The following is a 23029-nucleotide window of genomic DNA, read 5'->3' as shown; positions in this document are numbered from 1 at the left end:
TTATTTTTCGGCTAATTCTTTAGATTTTTTAATCGCAGCATCTACTGCATCAATTATAGCAGATCTAAATCCTTTTGCCTCTAACATCTGTACACCTTCAATTGTCGTACCAGCGGGTGAACAAACCATATCTTTTAACTCGCCAGGATGCTTACCGGTTTCAAGTAGCAATTTAGCCGAACCCAATACCGCCTGTGCAGCAAATTTATACGCTTGTTTTCTAGATAAACCACCTTTAACCGCCCCATCAGCAAGGGCTTCAATAAACATAAACACAAAAGCAGGTGAGGAACCACTCGCTCCTACTACGGCATCAATTAAATATTCAGGTACGACTTCTGTTTCACCAATACAATTTAATAATTTCTGCACAACAGCTAATTCTTCATCAGTAACTTCAGTATTAGGTGTTATTGAACACATAGCGGCATTGACTAATGCTGGGGTATTTGGCATTACTCTCACTATTTTTTGCTCATAACCAACACATTTTGCAATAGTTTTAATTGTTACACCGGCCGCAATTGAGATGACAATAGTATTCTTTTTTAGTTCTTTTTGAATATCACTTAATACATCAGCAATAATGTTTGGTTTGACGGCAACAAACACAATATCCGATTCTCGTGCCACATCCCTTGCTGAAGCCAAATTATTAATTGAATAAGACTGATTTAAAGCTTGGCCTTTTTCAAGGTGAGGATCATAAACATAAATTTGCGTGCCAGGTACAACATTACTTACCAAAATACCTTGTAAAATAGCATTACCCATATTACCTATACCGATAAAACCTATACGCTGTTCCATTTATTTCTACCTTTATGAGTGAAAAACTATAATGATTATAAAATAAATTTTTAAATAAAACTTAAAAATTTACGTAGAACAGCATCAAGTATATCGTTGTTATTGTAACTATATAGATTCATTAAACATTAATTGCATACCATACTGTTGTCCAGTCTGCATTAACGACAATATTTGCTTTATTTTTCCTTCGCTAATTAAATTACTCACTGCAGTTGTATTGATAAGTACTTCGAATATCGCTTTACGAGTATCATTATATGGAATTAGTTTTTGACAGATAATTGCTTGTAAACTACTAGATAATTGTGTTCGAATTAATTCACGTGATCCATATTCAAATACATCAATTATTCGATTAATAGTTTGAATTGCTGAATTAGTATGTAGAGTAGCAAAAACTAAATGCCCAGTTTCGGCAGCAGTTAATGCGGCTTGAATCGTAGTTTTATTACGTAATTCACCTAACATAATAATATCAGGATCTTGTCTTAATAAGCTATCAATTGCTTCACCAAAAAGTGAGATTTCTCTTTGCTGGATTAGAGAATTTTCATTTTGATAAATAAACTCAATGGGATCTTCTAATGTAATAATATGTTTAGCTGCACTCTGATTAATATATTGAATTAAAGCCGCTAACGTTGTTGATTTCCCACTACCAGTTGCACCAGTAACTAAAATAATTCCTGATTCTACCTTTACCAGTTTTTTCAATATTTCTGGTGCCTCAATTTCACATAAAGTTGGGATTTGTTGGTTAATAATTCTAAATGCAGCTGAAATTCCCCGTTGTTGATAGAAAATATTTACCCTAAATCTTCCCACATTTTCAAGATAATAAGCAAAATCAATCTGCTGATGTTGCTGTAAAGTTATTTTTTGATCATCATCAAGTAGATTTAATAACTCAGTTTTTAGCTTAATTGATGATAATTTATTACTTGAGATAAATTTTAATTTTCCATTAATGCGAATGCATGGCGCTTCACCACTAGAAAGATGCAAATCAGAGGCTTTTTGCGTTACACTAAAGGCTAACATTGAATTTAACATTATTTTTAACTAACCATTCTTTTATTGGGAATTCACATGAACACAGTACATGACAATTTAATTACAATTAAAAATAAAATTAACAAAATTGCTTTAGATTGCGGCCGAGATCCCAAGTCAATCGAACTTATTGCAGTTAGTAAAACCAAACCTGTAGAATTAATTTCACAAGCGATAAATGCTGGTCAATTATCATTTGGGGAAAATTATGTTCAAGAAGGTGTTGAGAAGATTGCACACTTTAAACAAAGTATGCCTGATTTCCCTATTGTTTGGCATTTTATCGGCCCATTACAATCGAACAAAACTAAATTAGTGGCTGAAAATTTTGATTGGATGCATACCATTGATCGTTTCAAAATTGCCCAACGTCTTGATTCACAACGCCCAACAAATATGGACAAATTAAATGTCCTTATTCAGGTAAATATTAGCAATGAACAGACCAAATCCGGCGTTGCAATAGATGAGGTAGCTGATTTGATAAAACAAATTATTACATTACCTAATTTAAGACTACGTGGTTTAATGGCTATCCCTGAAATTGAAAATGATTTTGCGAAACAATTTGCCGTGTTTAAACAGATGAATCAGCTTTTGGAATCTTTAAAAACTAATTATCCATTTTTAGATACATTATCCATGGGAATGTCTGGTGATATGCAAGCGGCTATTGAGGCAGGAAGTACAATGGTTCGTATTGGCAGCGCAATTTTTGGTGCTAGACAATATGTATGATATATTGCTGAGCAAGTTATATTTTAGGAGTAATCAATGATATCGTTAATCTTCTTAGGAAGAGCTGTTTTAACTATTTGCTTATACGTCGTTATTCTACGGTTGTGGATGCAACAGGCAAGAGTCAACTTTTATAACCCATTTACCCAATTTATTGTGCGTATTACCCAACCGGTAATTGGTCCATTACGTAGATTAATGCCATCTATCAGACGTATTGATACAGCAACTTGGCTCATTTTTTATCTGTTTGCATTACTTAAAGTTATGTTTATTTATCGTTTCGAGGGCATAGATGCACCGATTTGGAGCCCTTATTATCTTTTATTTGCTTTAGCTGCCATGGTGCATGCTTTTGGTCATTTATTATTTTGGTTATTATTTTTTAGAGCTATCTTAAGTTGGGTTAGTCGTGGTCAATCAGTCGCAGATGAATTACTTGCTCAATTGACAGAACCATTAGTTGCGCCAATTCGCCGGATTATTCCACCAATTGGCATGATTGATCTTTCATTTATGGTTGTTGTGTTTATATTGATGTTTTTGAATTTATTAGCAATCGATTTTCTCGGTAATTTGTGGCTAGCATTCTAAAAAATAAAAGAGAGCCTATGCTCTCTTTTAAATAATATGATCTTCCCAAAAAATAACATCCTTTTCATAAACAATTCTATTTTTAACTGATATTTTTAACTTATGCATTAATTTTTTATTACCGACAATCAGCGGATGCCATTCTGGTAATACTCCTGTTTCGGAAAAATAACGGTAAGTACAAGTTTCTGGTAACCATTCAATAGTCAGTAAATTTTCCCGTGTTAATTTTATACAATCAGGCTCATAATCAAAACGGGTATGATAATGCTTACATTGACAAGTATTTGAATCAAGCAAATTACAGGCAACATTAGTATATAGGATTTCGTCAGTATCTTCGTCCATTAATTTATTTAGACAGCACTGGCCACATCCATCACAAAGTTGTTCCCATTCATCATCACTCATCTGATCTAAGGTTTTATGTTCCCAAAAAGGTTCAATCATACTTTAAAATCATCTTCATTTAACATTTGTAAAAAAAATCCATCCTCTTTGATCTTTTCTTCAATTTCATTTGCTGTTCCAACAACAAAACGCCTTTTACCATCAAGCAATACTTTCATAACAAAGACAGGCGCACCAAAAATTGACATTATCTTTTCCGGTATATGTGAAAAATCATTTTCACGTTCCATATATAAATAACAGTTTTCTTTTTTGCTACTTCTATAGATATAACACCACATCATAAAATTACATCTTACCTCTCAATTATTTCAGGCTATTTTGTAAATAAACACCAGCGCCAAATAATCCCGGATCTTTATGCGTTATGACATAAACAGGAATTTTTTTAACTAAAAAAGACATACGACCTTTGTGTTCAAATGCTTCTCTAAATGGCGATGATTTAAAAAATTCGATGAATCGGGGAACAATGCCACCCGCAATATACACACCGCCTTGAGTATTAAGAGTTAAAGCCAAATTGCCACCAAATCGTCCCATAAAAGTACAGAAATAATTTAAAGTTGCTAAGCAGAGCGGACAACTATTAGACAATGCTTTATTAACGATTATATCTGGCGTGATATTTTCAATCGGTTGATTATTGATTTGTAACAATGCTTGATAAATATTAACAATACCATTACCAGATAGAAATCTTTCTGAAGACACCCGACCAAATTTGTTACGTAACTGTTGTAAAATTCGATCTTCTTCTTCATTAATCATTGGTAATTCAGTGTGCCCACCTTCACCGGATAAACTAAGCCAATGTTCGTTTAATTTGATTAAATGTGAAACGCCTAAGCCCGTTCCTGCACCATAGATTGCTATTGGATAATTAAGATTAGCTTCACCACCACCAACTTTTACTACATCATTTGATGATAATCGAGGGATGGAATACGACACTGCAGTAAAATCATTGATAACTTCAAGCTTAGTTAAACTCAATTCTCTAATCAGTTCAGAGCGAGAAAATGACAAATTATTATTCGTCATTTCAATTAAATCACCTTCGTTAATTGGACATGCTATAGCAATACAAGCCATCTCAATAGTTACAGATTGTGATGCTAAATAAGTCTTAATAAGATTGAGCAATACATCATCTTTTGAAATGAGGATTTTAGTTATCGCTGATAATTCATTACTATCTAAATTATAAAGTGCAAATCGGGCATTGGTTCCACCAATATCAGTAACTAGTGCATATTTACTCATGTGATTCCCTTTTAAAAATAAAATCTTTCTAGATAACCATTAATTTAATCAATTCAATTAATGCTATAACATAATGAGTAATATTATGGACTATTTAGATTGATTTAACTAGATTGCTTTAACTGAATTCACTAATGGAATTATTGCCGCTAATAAAATATTAGCGGCTAATATTTGAAATTTGGAGGAAATAACCAACTATAACCACTTTTTAACTTTAAAGTAAATGTAAGGAGCAACACCTGCTAGCAACATCAATAATAAGGATAAAGGATAGCCATACTCCCACTTCAATTCAGGCATGTTTTCAAAGTTCATTCCATAAGCTGATGCAACCACTGTTGGTGGTAAGAATACTACCGAAACAACTGAGAAAATTTTAATTATTCGGCTTTGCTCAATATTAATAAAACTGGTAGCCGCTTGCATCAAAAAGTTTACTTTTTGGAACAAAGATTCATTATGAGGTACCAATGATTCAATATCTCGTATTACTTCTCGTGCTTGCTCTAACTGATCTGTAGGCATCTTTGCTCGGCGCACTAAATAGTTAACCGCACGTTGACTATCCATCAAACAAAGCCGTACTTTCCACGCAGTATCTTCTAGTTCAGCTAAAGATGTAATAGCCTCATCATAATGTTCTTGAGCTGAGCGATCCATAATAATTAAGCTTAACTCTTCAAGCTCGCTATAAATATTTTCGATCTGATCGGCTAATTGCTCAACTTTAACTTCAAATAAATCCAATAAAACTTCATAAGGATTACCATCATTCATGCCTTGATAACGTGAACGCATTCGGTATAGACGGAAGGCAGGTAAATCACGTTCACGCAGTGTAAATAAGCGACCATTGTGTACCGTAAATGCTACTGTTGAGTTACCGGCTCGGTCTTCCGCATCCTCATAAAAGAAGAATGAGTGAACATGTAGTCCTTCATTATCTTCGAAAAAACGGGCTGATGCCTCAATATCATCAAGTTCAATACTTGTCGCTAGATTTTGGCCTAAGTTGGTCAAAATCACTTCACGGTCGGCTTCTTCTGGTTCAATTAAGTCAATCCAGATCGCATTTTCAATATCGCCTTCATTAATTTTTACTAACTGTTTGTTTTTTAATCCAAACGCATTAATCATAAGGCCTCCAAGAGAAAAAATATTTAAGATATAACATCTACAAATGGCAGGCATTATACTCGTTATAGTAAAAAATTCCTATGATAAAGCGAATCTTTCTGTATTTTAAAATTTTGGATACTTAGTTCCAATTTTAAATTAAATTCGGTGATGTTAATTAAGTCTCATGATACAATAATACATATCAAATATTTATGTAATTGTTAGGAGTATATAATGGCAAACCGAGGTATTAATAAAGTCATTTTAGTAGGTAATTTAGGTCAAGATCCAGAAGTTCGTTACATGCCAAACGGTAACGCTGTCGCAAATTTTAGTGTTGCCACATCAGAATCTTGGAAAGATAAACAAACTGGTGAAAACCGAGATCGTACTGAATGGCATCGCGTTGTTGTATTTGGTAAATTAGCTGAAATTGCTGGCGAATATGTCAAAAAAGGTACTCAAGTTTACTTAGAAGGACAATTACAAACACGTAAATGGCAAGACCAATCTGGTAATGATCGTTATACTACTGAAGTAGTAATTAATGCTGTAGGTGGAACATTACAGATTTTAGGCTCTCGTTCAGGTGATAGTTTTAATGATGGCTCACAAAGTTGGGGACAAAGTGCTAATAATACTTCGTCTGCTCCTAGTACACCACGTCCTTCAACAGCAAATGAACCAGCAGCTAGTCAACCAACTATGCCTGAACCACCAATGGACTTTGATGACGATATTCCATTTTAATGGTTATTTATTCAATTCTTTATTACCTAGGCGTATAAATTACGCCTTTGTTCAATGCATATTCATACATGCTTTTCTCAAATAATGACAACTTATAGTGTTTAACTTTTCTTAAATCCTGTGTTAGAACGGTAAAGATCAGGTGTAACTCCTGCGATATTTTTAAACATAGCAATAAAAGCGGATACTGAACTATAACCAACAGAAAACGCGATGTCTTGAATCGATTTATCTTGTTCTAAAAGCGAGATACTATGTAAAAATCGTAACCGTTGACGCCACAGACTAAATGACATCCCTAGTTTTTGTTGACAACGTCGTGCAAGGGTTCGTTCGGTTGTAAATACTGTTTGAGCCCACTGTTCTAGAGTCTTATTGTTAGCTGGGTTTAATTCTAACTCTTTTAAAATAGGGGCTAAATATTTATCGTTAGAACTTGGCAAATAGAAGGGGAGGTTAGATTCTATTAAGAGCTGATCGATTAATACTTGTCCTAAACGAAGATCCTGTTCACTTTCTGGCTCCAGAATATTTCGCTCAAAGAATGAATCAATAATAGCATGGCTGATTTTATTTAAACCAAACAAACAAGTGTAATTAGGCATAACTTGGTAATTAGTTATATTAATTGTACGAAACCATGTTAATTCTTTATTGTAACATGCGTGTTCAGTATATGGCGGAATCCATAATGCAAATCCTGAAGGAGCCAAATATCTTTGTCCTTGAACTTTTAAGACAAAAATACCTGACTTAACACATATAATTTGCCCCCAACTATGCTGATGAGAAGAATATTCAGTCTCTGCATTAAATGCTTCATCATGAAGAAACATAAATCTTTTAAATTCCTTATCATTTAAATTAGTTTAAGATATTAAATTCATGGTAATTAAATAATATAAATATTGTCTTATATTAGCTTTTTTTGTCTGATTTTAGTGATATTTATAAATTAAGACAAGTTAAACTACATCAAATAACTTTTACTATTATTTACATAAGAAAATATATGGCTTATTTATACCCATTGATGGCAGTATTTATTTGGGCTGGCAATCAAGTTGTCAATAAATTATCTGTCGGCGCAATTGAACCTGAGGTTATATCTTTCTACCGTTGGTTTTTAGCGCTTATTCTATTAACCCCATTTTTTCTAAAAGGGATTATTAAGAACTTACAGCAAATCTATCCTCAAGCTCTTAAATTAATGGTACTTAGTTTATTAGGTATGGCTTTATATCAATGCCTTGCTTATTATGCCGCGGCAACAATTAGTGTGTTAACAATGGGGATCATTATGTCCATTATTCCTTTGTTAACTATCCTATTAAGCATATTCATTTTAAAAACACCACCAACTCAAGGTGTGCTAATTGGCAGTATTTTATCTTTTATTGGATTAATCTGGCTGATTAGTGGTGGTGAACCAATTAGACTTCTTGAACTTGGAATTGGTCAAGGTGAAATTTTAATGTTAATGGCAGCCTTTTCTTATGCGCTTTATGGGGTATTAACAAAAAAATGGACAATGAAAATCACAAATTGGCACTCTGTTTATGTTCAAATTTTGTTTGGTACATTAATGTTATTGCCAGGCTTTTTAATGAGTAACAATTTAACTGTAAATTCTGACAATGTTTGGCTTGTTCTTTATGCGGGTATACCAGCTTCTATTATTGCACCATTTGTTTGGATTATAGCTATAAAAAAATTAGGTGCAAATAAAACCGCCCTTTTCTTAAATTTAACACCGGTTATCACTGCAATAATCTCAATACTATTTTTGCATGAAACACTGTGTAGTTACCATTTAATTGGTGGTGGTATGTCATTTATCGGCGTAATATTGGCACAAAACTTAAAAGCACCATTATTTAAAATGAAAGCTTCAGATAAAGATACGTAACTAATCAGTACTGCGCTAATATTTATTTAGTTTTCACCTAATAGTTAATGTTTCTTTTTTATATATTTCATCTATACTTAATTAGAACTTTTATTACGATTTAGATTGAAGTTATGTTGGAACTTATACAAACAATCGGTTTTGGTTTAATTCTGTTTATTCCATTAACTAACCCATTAACTACCGTTGTACTGCTATTAGGTCTATCTGGCGATATGACCAATGAGGAACGTAATTACCAGTCAAAAATGACTTGTATTTATGTTTTCATCATCATGATTGTTTCATTTTATTGTGGACAATTGGTCATGAGCACATTCGGTATATCTATCCCTGGTTTACGTATCGCTGGTGGCATGATTGTTGGCATTATCGGTTTTAGAATGCTTTTTCCTCAACAACCCTCGCATAAAACATTAGAAGCGGATGCAAAAAAGAAAGAAGTTTCCAATAACATCGCTTTTGTTCCACTTGCAATGCCAAGTACTGCTGGACCGGGAACAATTGCTATGATAATCAGTATGGCTTCCACTGTAAAAAGTGGTGGATATAATGTATCGACTTGGGTTGTTTATACTTCATCAATACTTGTCCCTTTATTATTATGTATTATTTTATGGTTCTGTATGCGTAGTGCTGGTAGTATAATGCGCTTTATGGGTAAAAGTGGTATAGAAGCCACATCAAGAATAATGGGCTTTTTACTGGTCTGTGTTGGTACACAATTTATTATAAATGGTGTTAAAGAATTAATATTAAACTTCCCAAATTTTTGAAAAAAATATTTTTTTATTATAATTTTTTATCGTATTGATTAACTAGAGATTTGGGATATTTTTTATCATTTCTACTCGCATCAAATAATCATATAGAGGTAAAAGTTGTTTAAAACCTTTAGCAAGTTTATTCGGTAAATCACCATTTAGAACATCTTCAATATGATTATTGGTTACCATTACAGCAATATTCTTACGATTGTACCATGTCGATAATTTTTCATCTTGATCTTTGATTAATGGTCTTTTATACATTTCCCCTACTAATTCAAATGGTTTTTTAACACAATTAACTACCGCCAAAAATTTAGAGGGGTCATTTAATATTTCTTCTCTAAAGATATCCATAGTAGGTTTTGAAGCACAATAATAACCTAAACCATATCTATAGCTATCTGGACCAATTTCAAAAAAATAGGCTGGAGCTTCTTTCCAATCACGATTAGGGCGTTTAAATGTCAACCATAAACGACTACGGTATAATGACTTATCTTTAGAGAATCGCGTATCACGATGAATTCGTGAAATTGTTTTACCTATAGCTGGACGTGTTTCAAACCATTCATCAATTTTAAGCATGGTTGGTGTTAGTTGCTCAACCAATAATCGAAAAGGTTTGATCAAATCATTCTCATAAATTGATCTATGCTCTTCAAACCAAACTCTACTATTGTTAATCCAAGCATCTTGTAAAAAATTTAACCCTTCTTGAGTAAAACCAGTAAAATTTGCCATATTTTACTCCTGATATAATGCTCTAACTTTATCTAAGTCCTCTTGGGTATCCACCCCAATAGCCGGAGCTTGTTTGGCTACTGCTACATGTATTTTCTCACCATACCAAAGAACTCTTAATTGTTCTAACATTTCTATCTGTTCTAAAGCAGAAGGTGACCATTGAATATATTGACGAATAAAACCAGCACGATATGCATAAATACCAATATGACGTAGGTAAAAATCACCAATCGAATCAAGTTTATTTTGTTCACTCAATTTAGCAAAACGATCACGCTCCCATGGAATAGTCGCCCGAGAAAAATAAAGTGCATAGCCATCTTTATCCATAACCACTTTTACTGCACCTGGATTGAACGCTTCTTCAACGGAAGCAATCGGCACAGCTAAAGTTGCCATTCCTGTTTTGTATTTCACTAAATTATCAGCAACTTGATCAATAATAATCGGTGGAATTAATGGTTCATCGCCTTGGACGTTTACAATGACTTCATCATCAGCCAGTTGAAAAGTATTAATGACTTCAGCTAAACGTTCGGTTCCTGAGTTATGCTTATCACTCGTTAAAACGACCTCACCACCATAGCTTTGCACTACATCAAAAACTTGTTGGTTATCGGTTGCAATAATGACTCGGCTAGCCGATGACTTTTGTGCTTGTTCCATAACTCGAATTATCATCGGTTTGCCATGAATATCAGCAAGGGGTTTTCCCGGTAAACGGCTTGAAGCATATCTAGCAGGAATAATTACAGTAAAACTCATAAAATTACCTCAAAACTTTAATTATTATTTATCACAATTCGATTGATCTAATGAATTTGCTTCGCTTGCTAATAATACTGGTATCCCTTCTTTTATTGCGTAAACTAGCCTATCATTTTGGCAAACTAATTGTTGATGTTGTTTATCGTATTCTAATTGTCCATGGCATTTAGGACAAGCAATAGCGCTTAATAACAATTGTTTCATCTTTTTTCTCTTTGTAATTTTTTTTCTACAAATAGTGAATAAATCTTTTCAATAGACTGATCGGGTATCGTAGCATCAATAGGTAAATACCACCAATTAGATAATGCAAATTGCCGACATTTCACTGCATCTTTTTCGGTCATTAGAAGTGTTTGATTATCTGCAGCAATTTTCTCTAATAATGGCAGATTAAAATTTTGGTGATCAGCAAAAGATTCAGTATGTAATAAATCCGCATTCATTTTATTTAACATATCAAAGAATCGCTTTGGATTACTGATACCGGCAATGGCACAAATATGATGCAATGCCAATAATTGGCATTTTTCATTGGTTAGTAGATTTACCGCATAACTAGGGATTAATTGCATAGTATAAGTTTTATCTGGATATTGACTTAACAGATTTCCTGAACTGTCACCATTTATTATAATTAAATCAACTGATTTCAATCGATTTTTTCTTTCTCTCATTGGCCCCGCAGGGATCCACCAACCATTTCCGAATAGTCGTTTACCATCAACGACTACGATCTCGATATCACGAGCTAATGCATAATGCTGTAAACCATCATCTGTTAAAATAACATCTAATTGATATGATTTTAATAATTCTTTAACTGCCTCAACTCGCTTAGGTGCGACCGCAATTGGTATTTGAGTTCTTTGATAAATTAAAATTGGTTCGTCGCCTGCTTGTTCAGTACTAGTATGTTCATCTATGATTAACGGATAATGGTCGGATTTTCCACCATAACCACGAGAGACTAACCCAACCTTCAATCCTTTAGCTTTCAAAGCTTCAATTAAACTGATTGCCAGAGGTGTTTTACCATTACCGCCGGCAGATAAATTACCAATGACAATAATGGGAACTGGAGATTGCCATGCTTTGAATATGCCAAACTTGTATAATTGACGACGAATGAAGCTAATGCATCCATACAATAATGAAAATGGTAACAATAACCAAAATGATTTATTGTTGCCATACCATAGTTTCTCAATCATAACTTTATTATGCTCGCTAGTTCCAATAATTTTATTTTTATATGGCGCATAAATATATAATTTATGTACCATACTAACAATAATTCTATTTTACTCATAAAATGATAAACTACCAAACCAATCATGATACCATCTTGGATTGATATCTTTTCGCATAGTCTTTTGTTGCCAAAATGTTGGATAAAAAAATAGACTAATCTGTCCTTCCTTACCTGTTATATAATACTTAATATTTAGCAAGTTATAACGATTAGTTATCTTATTGGAAGGCAGTCTCCATGGGTTATAACGTGATGTAGAAGTTAATGCATTAAGAGGATTAACATAATTTAAGAATGGATAACTTGATGAAGTTGTACTTCCATGATGAGGAGTTTGTAGAATGGCTGAAGAGAGATTAAGTTTATATTTAAGCACTAACTCGTATTCTTGTTTACGTTCAAGATCGCCAGTCAATAACACTGAAAATTGACCATCAGTAATTTGAATTACACATGAATCACCGTTATTAGGATTACTCACTAATTTGGTCGGCCATAACACATTAAAACGTAAATGTTGCCAATAAAAATTATGATCAGCTAGACAATTATAATCATTACTCAAACTAGTAGATGAACTCATTAACCATGCATTAGGATAATGTTGTTGCAAATAGCTTAAGCCACCAATATGATCGTTATGACTATGACTAATAATAATACCTTCAACATTAAGATTATGCCATTGTAAAAAAGGAATAATCACCTGCTCTGCAGCTGAACTATTTTCCCATTTTGCGCCAGTATCATACAAAATAGCTGATTTACCATTATGAATCACAATCGCCAATCCATGTCCAACATCCAACATATCCATTCGCCATAGATAATCGGGTTGTTTATAAATTGGTGAAAATAACATCATTATAACAATCACAATAGTAAAGCTAAAACGCCGCCAAAATTCTACCCGAATAATGATTATAGTTATCCAACCAATTCCACTAAACAAATAAAAATCCGCCGGTATATTTAGCCATAAAATATTTAAATATTCTAAGCAACAAAAAAGCCATTCTAGTGAAATTTGCGCAACAAACCATAACCATAAAGCAAGATAAAAACAGTCCATTAAACTAAATAATAATGCCAATAAAATAGCAGGAAAAGTGATTAGCGAAACAATAGGAATTGCAATTAAGTTAGTTAACAACGCAACAACACTTATACCATGAAAAATAAATAATTGGATAGGAAGCAATAATAATGTTAAACCAAATTGTAAATGTAATAATCTAATAAAATACCATCGCTTTTTATTTTTTAACGTGCTAGCTAGTGGCAACCATTCAAACAAAAAAATCAAACTAACCACAGCATAACAGGACATCCAAAAACTTTCAGATAATATCATTAGCGGATCAAAAATTAATAATAACGCTATAATACGGTTAATTTTCTGCCATGCACTGATGTGATTATTTTTATAACGCAAATATATCCAAATTGATAAAGCTAAAATAGCACGTAATGCTGGAGGATTAAAACCAGTTAACCAGGTATAACACAACGTTATTAACCAACCAAATAATATAGGTAACAATAAATTGCTATAGCGTTGTGGTAAAAAAAATACTAAACCTTTTAACAAAAAACAACTAACGTAGAATACTAACAGAATATGCATTCCTGAAATTGCCATTAAATGAGCAACACCGGTTTGCATCATAGTTAAACGATTATGATCAGAAATCTGTGAACGGTCACCAAATCCTAATGCTAATAAAATTCCTCGATAGCTAAACAGATTAATATAAGCTAAACATTTATCAGCAATACTTTGTCGAATATTAAACTTATTTTCGAGCAAATCTGATTTAATAACTTTAGCCTTTAACAAAGCATGATTAGCAATAGCAAAACGTTGTTTATCAAATGATCCTTCATTTAAATAACTATGCGTTACTTTAGTTTTTATGGTTAATTGCCAAATTTGACCTGCTTTAATAAAGTCTGATTGTTGCCAATAGATATCAACAGGTATTGGTGATGATAAAATCTGATCTGAAATTTTTAGAATGGAAAATTTAGCATAATATGGATTTGTTTGTTTTTGGGAGTAGATTTGAGTATTAATAGTTTCAACTTTTGCAGTAACGATTAATGTCTGGTCAATATATGGTTCAATTAACCTTATGTATTGTTTTGCATTTGCTGTAGACCAGAGAAAGCTTAATGTAAACACAGCAATTAAACAAATATAGTAATGACGTCGTATTGGACATACTAAAATAATAACAATGAATACTACAGCCAAAACAAGCCAACTTGTTTCAGATGGCAATGATGGCAAAAACATTAATGGCACACATCCTAAGGAAAATACAATTGCCATTAAATCTATTGAACCGTAATGCCGCATCAATTTCTACATATTAATATTGTTTAAATAATCAATTTAATATGTTCTAACTTTCCACGAATTATTTTATATTTAATTTTAGAGCTACATTCCAATTTAAAGATTACTATTTCTTTCTCTATTCTGAATCATTCATCTAATTAAAAAAAAAGCCTTTGGTTTTACTCAAAAGCTTTTTTATTAATAATTGAATTGAAATTATGCTTTAGCAGCATTATTTACTCGTTCACGTAACTCTTTCCCTGGTTTAAAGTGAGGAATATATTTGTGTTTAACCTCAACATTTCCTCCTGTTCTAGGGTTTCTAGCTTTACGAGGTGCACGATAGTTAAGACTGAAACTACCAAAACCGCGAATTTCAACGCGATCATTACTCTCCATCGCTAACGCAATTTGTTCAATAATGTCTCTAACAGCATCATCAACAAGTTGCACAGGAAGGTGTGCCCGCCAGTTGACTATTCTTTCTGCTAAATCGGATCTGTTCATGGTCACTCCTAATTTATTTTATGTGGTATATATTTTACTCATTTTATACCACAAAAGAAAAAGAGGGCAAGCCCTCTTTACTCTTTGAATAAATATTTTTTACTCAGTTTTTGACGCTGCTTTGAATGCTTCAGCCATTGCATTAGTAAATGATGCATCTTCTTGAGTTGCAGTATTATTTACAGCTGCTAATGCTTCTTTTTCATCAGCTTCATCTTTAGCACGTACAGATAATGAAATCGCGCGAGTTTTACGATCGATATTCACGATTTTCGCTTCAACTTCGTCACCAACATTTAATGCAGTAGTTGCATCTTCAATACGTTCACGAGCAATATCTTGTGCTTTTAAGTAACCTTCGATACCGTCAGCAATCTCAACTGTTGCACCTTTAGCATCAACTGCGGTAACCTTACCTTTAACAATTGATCCTTTTTTAAAGTTAGATGCAAAGCTGCTGAATGGATCGTCTTCAAGTTGTTTGATACCTAATGAAATACGTTCACGGTCAGCATCAACTTGTAGAACAACGGCTTCAATATCATCACCTTTCTTATAAGCTTTAACAGCTTCTTCACCTGGCATATTCCAAGAAATATCAGAAAGATGAACTAGACCATCAATACCACCATCTAAGCCGATGAAGATACCGAAATCGGTAATTGATTTGATCTTACCACTAACTTTATCACCTTTATTGTGTGATTCAGCAAATTGTAACCATGGATTTGGTTTACATTGTTTAAGACCAAGAGAAATACGACGACGTTCTTCATCAATTTCAAGAACTACAACTTCAACTTCATCACCTAAGCTAACAACTTTAGATGGGTGAATGTTTTTGTTAGTCCAATCCATTTCAGAAACGTGAACTAAACCTTCAACACCAGTTTCGATTTCAACGAAACAACCGTAATCAGTTAAGTTAGTTACTTTACCAGTTACTTTAGTACCTTCTGGGTAACGTTTAGCAATTGAAACCCATGGATCTTCGCCTAATTGTTTTAAGCCAAGAGAAACGCGTGAACGGTCTTTATCGAATTTAAGAACTTTAACAAGTAATTCTTGACCAACTTCAACCACTTCACTTGGATGTTTAACACGTTTCCAAGCCATATCAGTGATATGTAGTAAACCATCAACCCCACCAAGATCAACGAATGCACCGTAATCAGTAAGATTTTTGATAATACCTTTAACTTCAGAACCTTCTTGTAGATTTTCAAGAAGTTGTTCTCTTTCTGCACTATTTTCAGATTCAATTACTGCACGACGTGAAACAACTACGTTGTTGCGTTTTTGATCTAATTTAATAACTTTTAATTCGATCTCTCTATTTTCAATATGAGAAGTATCGCGTAATGGACGAACATCAACAAGCGAACCAGGTAGGAACGCACGAACGCCATTAAGATCAACCGTAAAGCCACCTTTAACTTTACCATTGATAACACCTAAAACTGTTGCAGCATCTTCAACTGCTTTTTCTAATGTTAGCCATGCTTCATGACGTTTAGCTTTTTCACGAGATAAGATTGTTTCACCAAAGCCATCTTCAATAGAATCAAGAACAACGTCAACAACATCGCCAACTTGAACTTCTAATTCACCTTGGGCATTTTTAAACTGCTCTACTGGAATTGCTGATTCAGATTTTAAACCAGCATCAACTAAAACAACATCTTTGTCGATTGCAACGACAGTACCACGGATCATATTACCAGAACGAGTGTCTAGTTGATTTAAAGACTCTTCAAAGAGTTGAGCAAAAGATTCAGTCATATTTTATATACTTAAATTAATATTAACGTCCACATTACATCCTGTCTTGTGGGGTTGTTTATGATACTCCACTTACATCCTTGTAATGGAGCTTCGTTCACGCTATAAGTTTACATACAATATAAACCTATAGCACAAGTTTTTCTTTTATATACATAATAGCTTGATTAAAAACATCTTCAATAGAGAGAGATGTAGTATCAATTATTAGTGCGTCAACCGCAGGCTTTAATGGCGCAACCACTCGATTTCGATCTCGCTCATCACGCGCAGTTATCTCCTGCAAAATTTCGTGGAATTTAGCATGAATTTGTTTATCTTGCAACTGTTTCATTCTTCTTTCTGCTCTTGATTGAGGGCTAGCATCAAGAAATATTTTTACAGGGGCATCGGTAAATACGACTGTGCCCATATCACGGCCATCGGCAATCAATCCAGGCAATTGTCGAAAATCACGTTGACGCTGTAATAAAGCTGTTCTTACTTCATTTATTGCTGCTACTTTTGAAGCTACACCACCGGTTTGTTCGGTACGAATATCTTTTGAAACATCAACTCCAGCCAACAATACTTTCACATCATCATGACTGCTATCAAATGTTAATGGCAAATCTAATGCAAGCTTTGTCAGCTGATTAATATCATCAAGAGCAATATTTTTCTTTAACGCCGATAGCGCTAGCACACGATAAATAGCACCTGAATCTAAAAGGTGCCAGTTGAAGTGATTTGCTAACGCTTGACATAATGTACCCTTACCTACACCACTTGGCCCATCAACAGCAATAACAGGAATATTTTTTGTCATGTTATATTTCGCTTAATCGTTTAAATTGTTCAAAATAATCAGGGAATGTTTTCATTGTACACTTCGGATCTAAAATAGTTACCGGCGTATCAGAAAGTGCAACTAATGAGAAACACATTGCCATACGATGATCATTATAAGTTTTTATTTCTGCATGATTGAGTTTTGCAGGAGGAGTTATAGTAATATAATCCTCTCCTTCTTCAACAGTAGCACCAACTTTACGTAATTCGTTGGCCATAGCCGATAAGCGATCGGTCTCTTTTACTCGCCAATTGTAAATATTTCGAATTGTCGTTGTTCCATCAGCAAAGAGTGCAGTTGTTGCAATTGTCATCGCTGCATCAGGAATATGATTCATATCCATATCGACACCATTTAATTCACCGTGAGTACACTCAATATAATCATCAGCCCAAGTTATTTTGGCACCCATTTTTTCAAGCACATGGGCAAATTGAGTATCTCCTTGTAAACTTTTTTTACCAACTCCAGTAACACGAACAGTGCCACCTTTAATTGCTGCTGCCGCTAAGAAATAGGATGCTGAAGATGCATCACCTTCTACCAAATAACTACCAGGTGATTGATAAGTTTGATTAGCTTTAATAATAAATGTCTGATATTGATTATTGATGACCGATACACCAAACATTGCCATCATTTTTATTGTAATATCAATATATGGTTTAGAAACTAGATCACCGATAATAGTAATTTCAGTATCATTGTTAGCTAAAGGGGCTGCCATCAATAGTGCTGTTAAGAATTGACTTGATACCGAGCCATTTACAGCAATCTTACCTCCAGTAAAACCTCCATGGATATGGAGTGGCGGATAACCCTCAGTTTCAAGATAATCAATTTTAGCGCCACCTTGACGTAATGCATCCACCAAATGACCAATTGGACGTTCTTTCATACGAGGTTCACCCGTTAATACAATATTATTATCGGCTAAACAAAGTGCTGCAGCTAAAGGACGCATAGCAGTCCCGGCATTTCCTAAAAATAGTTCTAATGGATGAGAAGAATGTAATTTACCTCCTACCCCTTCTATATCACAAATTGTTCGGTCATCTGACAGATGATATTTGATGTTCAACGCTTTTAAAGCGTCAAGCATATAGCGAACATCATCACTATCAAGTAAATTAGTTAATCTTGTTTTACCTTGACTAAGTGCAGATAATAATAGTGCACGATTTGATACACTTTTAGAACCAGGTAAATTAATGGTACCACTAAATTTTTTTATCGGTTGTAATGTTAAAGATAACATAATGACTCTCTTTAGTAATTTTAATATTCTTTAAAAATTTTCTAAGGTGGTTTTTAATAGATCGATTGCTTTATGATCTTTCGCACTATTTTGCCATAATTTATCAAATAAATGGCGATAACGTTTAATTGCATCTTCTGAAGATGTTATTGAGGCTATCCCTGTGGTTATATTAGGTAGTTCACCTAATCGAAAAGGACTCATTGCCAATGCTAACGCCTCTTCATTTTGATAAAATATTTGAAAAGCGATGGATGGGATAGCTTGTTCCGTAATCGCAATTGTTGGTGCATAAGCTTGATCTTCTATCAATTTGATCAAATGATAAATTTCTTTACGAGCCAACAACATTCTTTCAGATTTCTTGCCTGGAGAAATGGTTAAATTGCCAACCAAACCGATATGCAAAAATCGCTCAACATTACGCAAACTGATTAGATTAATCACTTTTGGTACAGATTGATAAAACTGTGTCTTACGCTCATTTAAAATCGATATTGATGTTGCATATCGTTGCGCTGCAATGGATTCATTCGACTCATTTAACATCATGCCTAAATGGGCAAGATAATCGGGTGAAGTTAATAGAAAAGAAAATGGATCAAAATGGGAATAAATGTGCGTAGATTGTTCTTCTAACTGACGCATACGTTCAAAAAAACCATCACCACTAGAATAGTATTCTGTGTCAATGCCAAGTAAACTCGCAAATGAAGTATCTAATAATGAGGCTAAACGTTCAAGGGTTTCTATTTTAACAATTTCGCCTTTTTCTAAACGGTAAACCGCAGCTCTAGAGATTTTAAGACTTTCTGCAACCTCTTCAGCTCTGAGAGAAGCAGCGATACGGTAAGCTCGCAATCGCTGTCCGATAGCACAATAATCAATCGATCCAGTAATCATAATATACTCAAACTATTGGGATTTTGGCAGTGTACCATATGGTAGATACAATGCCAATTTAATGTAATGATATTTCAGACTAAAAGCATATTTGAGTCTTTTATTTTAATAATTCATTTTGTAATGATGATGCATTTTTAAATTCAGTATAGTCAGTGATAGCTTCCGGTTGTTTTTCTCCTTTTTCCATTTTTCCTATCACTTGTGATGCTATTACTAAACCTTTTTGTTCAATAACGGTATTTTTATAAAAATCAATTAAATCTTGTTTAGTAATTTTCTTAAGTAATTCTATTTTTTTATCACGAGAATCGAATTGAAAACGAGATAAGCGATAATCTGAAATTAAACGTTCAAACTCTTCATCTAAGGATTGAGGCGGCATTGTCTGTTCATCAATAATGCTTCTTTTATACTCTTCAATATCTTCATCAGTTAACGCATCTAATTTATTTAACATTGTTGGGTAAAAGGCTTGATAACGTTGTAATAGATAAGCAGGATCCCACTGATTAGTTTGCACAGCAAAACCCAACCCTACTGATTCCCCAATAAAAAATGGGAAAATACCTACAAGATATCCCAATTGTTCATTACTTCGCAATTGATCAAAAAACCATGGTGACATAATACTAGTTAAGGTATAGCCAACCACCTGACTTTTAGTCGGATCATAATTAGTTGGGAAATAAGTCATTAACAACGCGCTATCGGTACTTTTCGCGTGTTGGGTGATTCTCGCTGTAAACGAAGTTTTAATCGTTATATCCTCAAAAGGAGTAAATTCAACATCACGTTTTAATGTCTTTTGCACTGCATGATAAAGCTTCAAAGAATCTTCATTTGAAATATTACCTAAACTAATCATGTAAGGTATCGATTGTGACATCAAGTTATCACGATAAGCTTCAACATCACTAATAGTGATAGTATTTGTAATTTGTCGTCTTTCATCTCGTTCAAAATAGTGAGGCAATTTAGATAATGCAAGAACTGGCTCGGACGCTAATCGAATACTTTCAAAATGATCTGCTCCATCAAGTCGTTGCAGATACCATGATTTAGCTAATGCTAAATTTTGTTCATCAATAGCCACTTGACGATAACTATTAAGAATAGCCAATACCATTTCTGGTAAATGTTGATTAAAACCAGCAGCAGTTATCATTAAACCATTATCAGTACCGGTGGATAATGACATTCCGGCATTACCAGCTTGAAATTGTAATTGAGTTAAATCACGACTAACTATGTAATCAAGTAACTCAAAAGCAATTGACGTTTTTGCATCTTTAAAAGCCTGATTATTACGTAAAGAAACAGCAATCACAGCCTTAGGATCATTACTAAAATGACGACTAACAAAATGAATATGATTACCACGTTTACTAAATGTAGCTGGTTGAATCTGATCTTCATTTTGTGCAGTTATACTAAAATTATCAGGAATATAAGGATTTAATTCAGGCAGACTAAACGAAAAATCCTTAGCTAAATTAGTCCACGTTGCTTTTAATTCATCTGTAATATTATCGATTTTATAAGGCGCATTGAGGAAATATGCAGTTTTATCGGTGTTTTGATTTGGAGCAATCAACCACACTCTAGCATTGTCGGGAGTAAAATTTTTGATTCGAGTGATGATAGCTTCTTTATTCAAATGTTCTGCAACATAATCCGCATCTAATACATTTTTAACTGGATAAAGTAGCATCTGATCTGATAACCATTCAACATAAGACATATCGCGGTTAACATCTTTATACTTAAACGACAAAGCAAAAACCTTTTTTATTTCATCGTAATAAGCTTCTGAAACGCCCTGTTTTTCAATTAATTGTAAATAATTGAATATAGCTGCAATCACCTTGTCTTTTTGCGCCAAGCCTTCATCAGTTAAAATAACATTAATATTAAATGTCCCACTATTACCATAATATTTACTATCACAAGTTGCTTGAATAGCTTCAATCAAGCCTTGTTTTTGTAACTGATCAGCTAAGGTATTTTTACTATTATTACTAATTAAATAGATAAGATATTCATTGGTTTTATCTATAAATTTATCGATGTCATTTTCGATTGGAAATTTTAGAGACAACATTTTTCTAGGTTGAGCTGGTATCATGGTAATTTCTTTACCGGTAAACTCCTGAGTAATCGCTGGTTTAGTAATTGGTGGAACAACAATATTTTTATTAGGAATTTGACCGTAAGTAGATTCTGCCAAAGTTTCTAATTTTTCAATGGGTTGATTACTATAAATAACCCCAACCATAATATTAGCTGAATAGTATTTATCATGAAAGTTAACTAATTCATCTTGCAATTTACTATTGTCTTTATCACTTAAAGTTTCTAAATTGCCTCCAGAAAATTGCGCTGCTGGGTGATTAGGGTTAATTGTTTCAGAATCAACTTGCTGAATACGAAAACCATCACTTGAGCGATACATCGTCATTTCTGCATTGACGGCATTACGTTCTTTATCAGAAAATTTAGGATCAAAAATTGGCTCAGCGATCGCATCTGCTAAATAATCTAATGCAGTATTAATTACACCATTTTCAACTTCAAAGAAAAACGCAGTCCGATTACCACTTGTTGTAGCATTATAGTTACCGGCATGTCGTGCCAAAAATTCGGTAAAACTTGACGGCTGAGGATACTTTTTCGATCCCATGAGCACCATATGTTCTGTATAGTGAGCTAAGCCTTGTTGAAGCACAGGATCATATAATGAGCCAACTGGCAAAGCTATAGAACCTAGTGATTTAGTCGCTTTTGGATCTGAAACTAATAAAACTCGCATTTTATTATTAAGTTCAATCACTTCATATTGACGATCATCTCGTTCGCTTTGGTGAACTTTATTTAATAACACAGAATGTTCATGCTTATTTTCAATAGCAAATGAACTATTAAAGGTAAAAACGGTTAATGCAGTAATAAATAGTGTTTTAGTTTTCATGTTATTCATAGAATTCTCGCCTAATTTAAAAGACAGTATAATCGAAATATAAATATAAATGAAAAAGAAAAAATTTATTATTTAGAATACAAAATTATCGTCAAAATTCAAGAATATAAAGGTATATAGAAGGTATGATTAATTACAGCTTTATTAATAGAAGAGAGCAATACAGTGATAACCGTTATTTAAATAATAAAAGCAATTATCTATAGAATATGGTTAAACTAACATTATCG

General features: G+C 33.5%; 23 protein-coding genes. 5 read left to right on the top strand and 18 right to left on the bottom strand.

Annotation, left to right across the window (positions count from 1 at the left end; all coding sequences use genetic code 11):
• Positions 1-810 carry a pyrroline-5-carboxylate reductase gene (gene proC, locus B6D18_RS07010; RefSeq protein WP_086363795.1) on the bottom strand — a complete coding sequence of 270 codons (810 nt, stop codon included), beginning with the start codon at positions 808-810 and terminating at the stop codon, positions 1-3.
• Positions 811-918: 108 nt separating this feature from the next.
• On the bottom strand, positions 919-1866 hold the full coding sequence (locus B6D18_RS07005; protein WP_086363794.1) for a type IV pilus twitching motility protein PilT: 948 nt from the start codon (positions 1864-1866) through the stop codon (positions 919-921).
• Between the two features lie 36 nt (positions 1867-1902).
• Here B6D18_RS07005 and B6D18_RS07000 point away from each other — a divergent pair, with 36 nt between their 5' ends.
• On the top strand, positions 1903-2604 hold the full coding sequence (locus B6D18_RS07000; protein ID WP_086363793.1) for a YggS family pyridoxal phosphate-dependent enzyme: 702 nt from the start codon (positions 1903-1905) through the stop codon (positions 2602-2604).
• Positions 2605-2640: 36 nt separating this feature from the next.
• Positions 2641-3198 carry a YggT family protein gene (locus tag B6D18_RS06995; protein WP_086363792.1) on the top strand — a complete coding sequence of 186 codons (558 nt, stop codon included), beginning with the start codon at positions 2641-2643 and terminating at the stop codon, positions 3196-3198.
• Positions 3199-3225: 27 nt separating this feature from the next.
• Here the strand turns inward: B6D18_RS06995 and B6D18_RS06990 are convergent, their stop codons facing one another.
• From B6D18_RS06990 to corA, 4 genes are all read right to left on the bottom strand, one after another.
• The gene (locus B6D18_RS06990; RefSeq protein ID WP_086363791.1) at positions 3226-3648 is read right to left on the bottom strand and encodes a YcgN family cysteine cluster protein; all 423 of its coding nucleotides are present in this window, start codon (positions 3646-3648) and stop codon (positions 3226-3228) included.
• Entirely contained in the window at positions 3645-3893 is a 249-nt protein-coding gene (locus tag B6D18_RS06985; RefSeq protein WP_086363790.1) for a YcgL domain-containing protein, read from the bottom strand. Before B6D18_RS06985 ends, B6D18_RS06990 begins: the two co-directional genes overlap by 4 nt.
• Before the next feature lie 22 nt (positions 3894-3915).
• Complete coding sequence (locus B6D18_RS06980) at positions 3916-4875, bottom strand: glucokinase (protein WP_086363789.1); 960 nt, start codon at positions 4873-4875, stop codon at positions 3916-3918.
• A gap of 198 nt (positions 4876-5073) precedes the next feature.
• A complete protein-coding gene (corA, locus tag B6D18_RS06975; protein ID WP_086363788.1) occupies positions 5074-6015 on the bottom strand; it encodes a magnesium/cobalt transporter CorA in 942 nt (313 codons plus the stop codon).
• Positions 6016-6231: 216 nt separating this feature from the next.
• Between corA and B6D18_RS06970 the strand changes: the two genes are divergently transcribed.
• Positions 6232-6747, top strand: a complete 516-nt coding sequence (locus B6D18_RS06970) for a single-stranded DNA-binding protein (protein ID WP_086363787.1) — start codon at positions 6232-6234, stop codon at positions 6745-6747.
• Positions 6748-6848: 101 nt separating this feature from the next.
• On the opposite strand, the gene B6D18_RS06965 is transcribed toward B6D18_RS06970, so the two are convergent.
• Complete coding sequence (locus tag B6D18_RS06965) at positions 6849-7583, bottom strand: AraC family transcriptional regulator (protein WP_086363786.1); 735 nt, start codon at positions 7581-7583, stop codon at positions 6849-6851.
• Between the two features lie 176 nt (positions 7584-7759).
• Between B6D18_RS06965 and B6D18_RS06960 the strand changes: the two genes are divergently transcribed.
• Positions 7760-8656 (top strand): DMT family transporter, encoded by an 897-nt coding sequence (locus B6D18_RS06960; RefSeq protein WP_086363785.1) that lies wholly within the window; start codon positions 7760-7762, stop codon positions 8654-8656.
• 113 nt (positions 8657-8769) lie between these two features.
• Positions 8770-9432, top strand: coding sequence for a MarC family NAAT transporter (locus B6D18_RS06955; RefSeq protein WP_144063961.1), 663 nt, complete (start codon positions 8770-8772; stop codon positions 9430-9432).
• A 42-nt stretch (positions 9433-9474) separates the two neighbouring features.
• Here B6D18_RS06955 and B6D18_RS06950 read toward each other — a convergent pair whose 3' ends face one another.
• The 11 genes from B6D18_RS06950 to ptrA all read right to left on the bottom strand — a co-directional run bounded on the left by B6D18_RS06950 (position 9475) and on the right by ptrA (position 22799).
• The gene (locus B6D18_RS06950) at positions 9475-10167 is read right to left on the bottom strand and encodes a DUF2461 domain-containing protein (protein WP_086363783.1); all 693 of its coding nucleotides are present in this window, start codon (positions 10165-10167) and stop codon (positions 9475-9477) included.
• 3 nt (positions 10168-10170) lie between these two features.
• Positions 10171-10935, bottom strand: coding sequence for a 3-deoxy-manno-octulosonate cytidylyltransferase (gene kdsB / locus B6D18_RS06945; protein ID WP_086363782.1), 765 nt, complete (start codon positions 10933-10935; stop codon positions 10171-10173).
• A gap of 24 nt (positions 10936-10959) precedes the next feature.
• Positions 10960-11142, bottom strand: coding sequence for a Trm112 family protein (locus B6D18_RS06940; protein WP_086363781.1), 183 nt, complete (start codon positions 11140-11142; stop codon positions 10960-10962).
• On the bottom strand, positions 11139-12152 hold the full coding sequence (gene lpxK / locus B6D18_RS06935) for a tetraacyldisaccharide 4'-kinase (RefSeq protein ID WP_086363804.1): 1014 nt from the start codon (positions 12150-12152) through the stop codon (positions 11139-11141). The genes B6D18_RS06940 and lpxK overlap by 4 nt, the downstream gene beginning before the upstream one ends.
• Positions 12153-12242: 90 nt before the next feature.
• Complete coding sequence (locus tag B6D18_RS06930) at positions 12243-14528, bottom strand: DNA internalization-related competence protein ComEC/Rec2 (RefSeq protein ID WP_158092538.1); 2286 nt, start codon at positions 14526-14528, stop codon at positions 12243-12245.
• A gap of 225 nt (positions 14529-14753) precedes the next feature.
• Positions 14754-15044, bottom strand: coding sequence for an integration host factor subunit beta (ihfB, locus tag B6D18_RS06925; protein WP_034901983.1), 291 nt, complete (start codon positions 15042-15044; stop codon positions 14754-14756).
• A 99-nt stretch (positions 15045-15143) separates the two neighbouring features.
• Positions 15144-16826 (bottom strand): 30S ribosomal protein S1, encoded by a 1683-nt coding sequence (gene rpsA / locus B6D18_RS06920; RefSeq protein WP_086363779.1) that lies wholly within the window; start codon positions 16824-16826, stop codon positions 15144-15146.
• Between the two features lie 127 nt (positions 16827-16953).
• Positions 16954-17634, bottom strand: coding sequence for a (d)CMP kinase (gene cmk / locus B6D18_RS06915; protein WP_086363778.1), 681 nt, complete (start codon positions 17632-17634; stop codon positions 16954-16956).
• Between the two features lies 1 nt (position 17635).
• A complete protein-coding gene (aroA, locus tag B6D18_RS06910) occupies positions 17636-18919 on the bottom strand; it encodes a 3-phosphoshikimate 1-carboxyvinyltransferase (RefSeq protein WP_086363777.1) in 1284 nt (427 codons plus the stop codon).
• Between the two features lie 27 nt (positions 18920-18946).
• Complete coding sequence (locus tag B6D18_RS06905) at positions 18947-19819, bottom strand: helix-turn-helix domain-containing protein (protein ID WP_086363776.1); 873 nt, start codon at positions 19817-19819, stop codon at positions 18947-18949.
• A 100-nt stretch (positions 19820-19919) separates the two neighbouring features.
• Positions 19920-22799 (bottom strand): pitrilysin, encoded by a 2880-nt coding sequence (ptrA, locus tag B6D18_RS06900; protein ID WP_086363775.1) that lies wholly within the window; start codon positions 22797-22799, stop codon positions 19920-19922.
• Between the last annotated feature and the right edge of the window lie 230 nt (positions 22800-23029).

Source organism: Gilliamella sp. A7 (assembly GCF_002142015.1).
GTDB classification, from domain to species: domain Bacteria; phylum Pseudomonadota; class Gammaproteobacteria; order Enterobacterales; family Orbaceae; genus Gilliamella; species Gilliamella apis_A.
The sequence above is the reverse complement of the archived record's forward strand: the minus strand, read 5'-3'. Positions and strand labels throughout refer to the sequence as shown.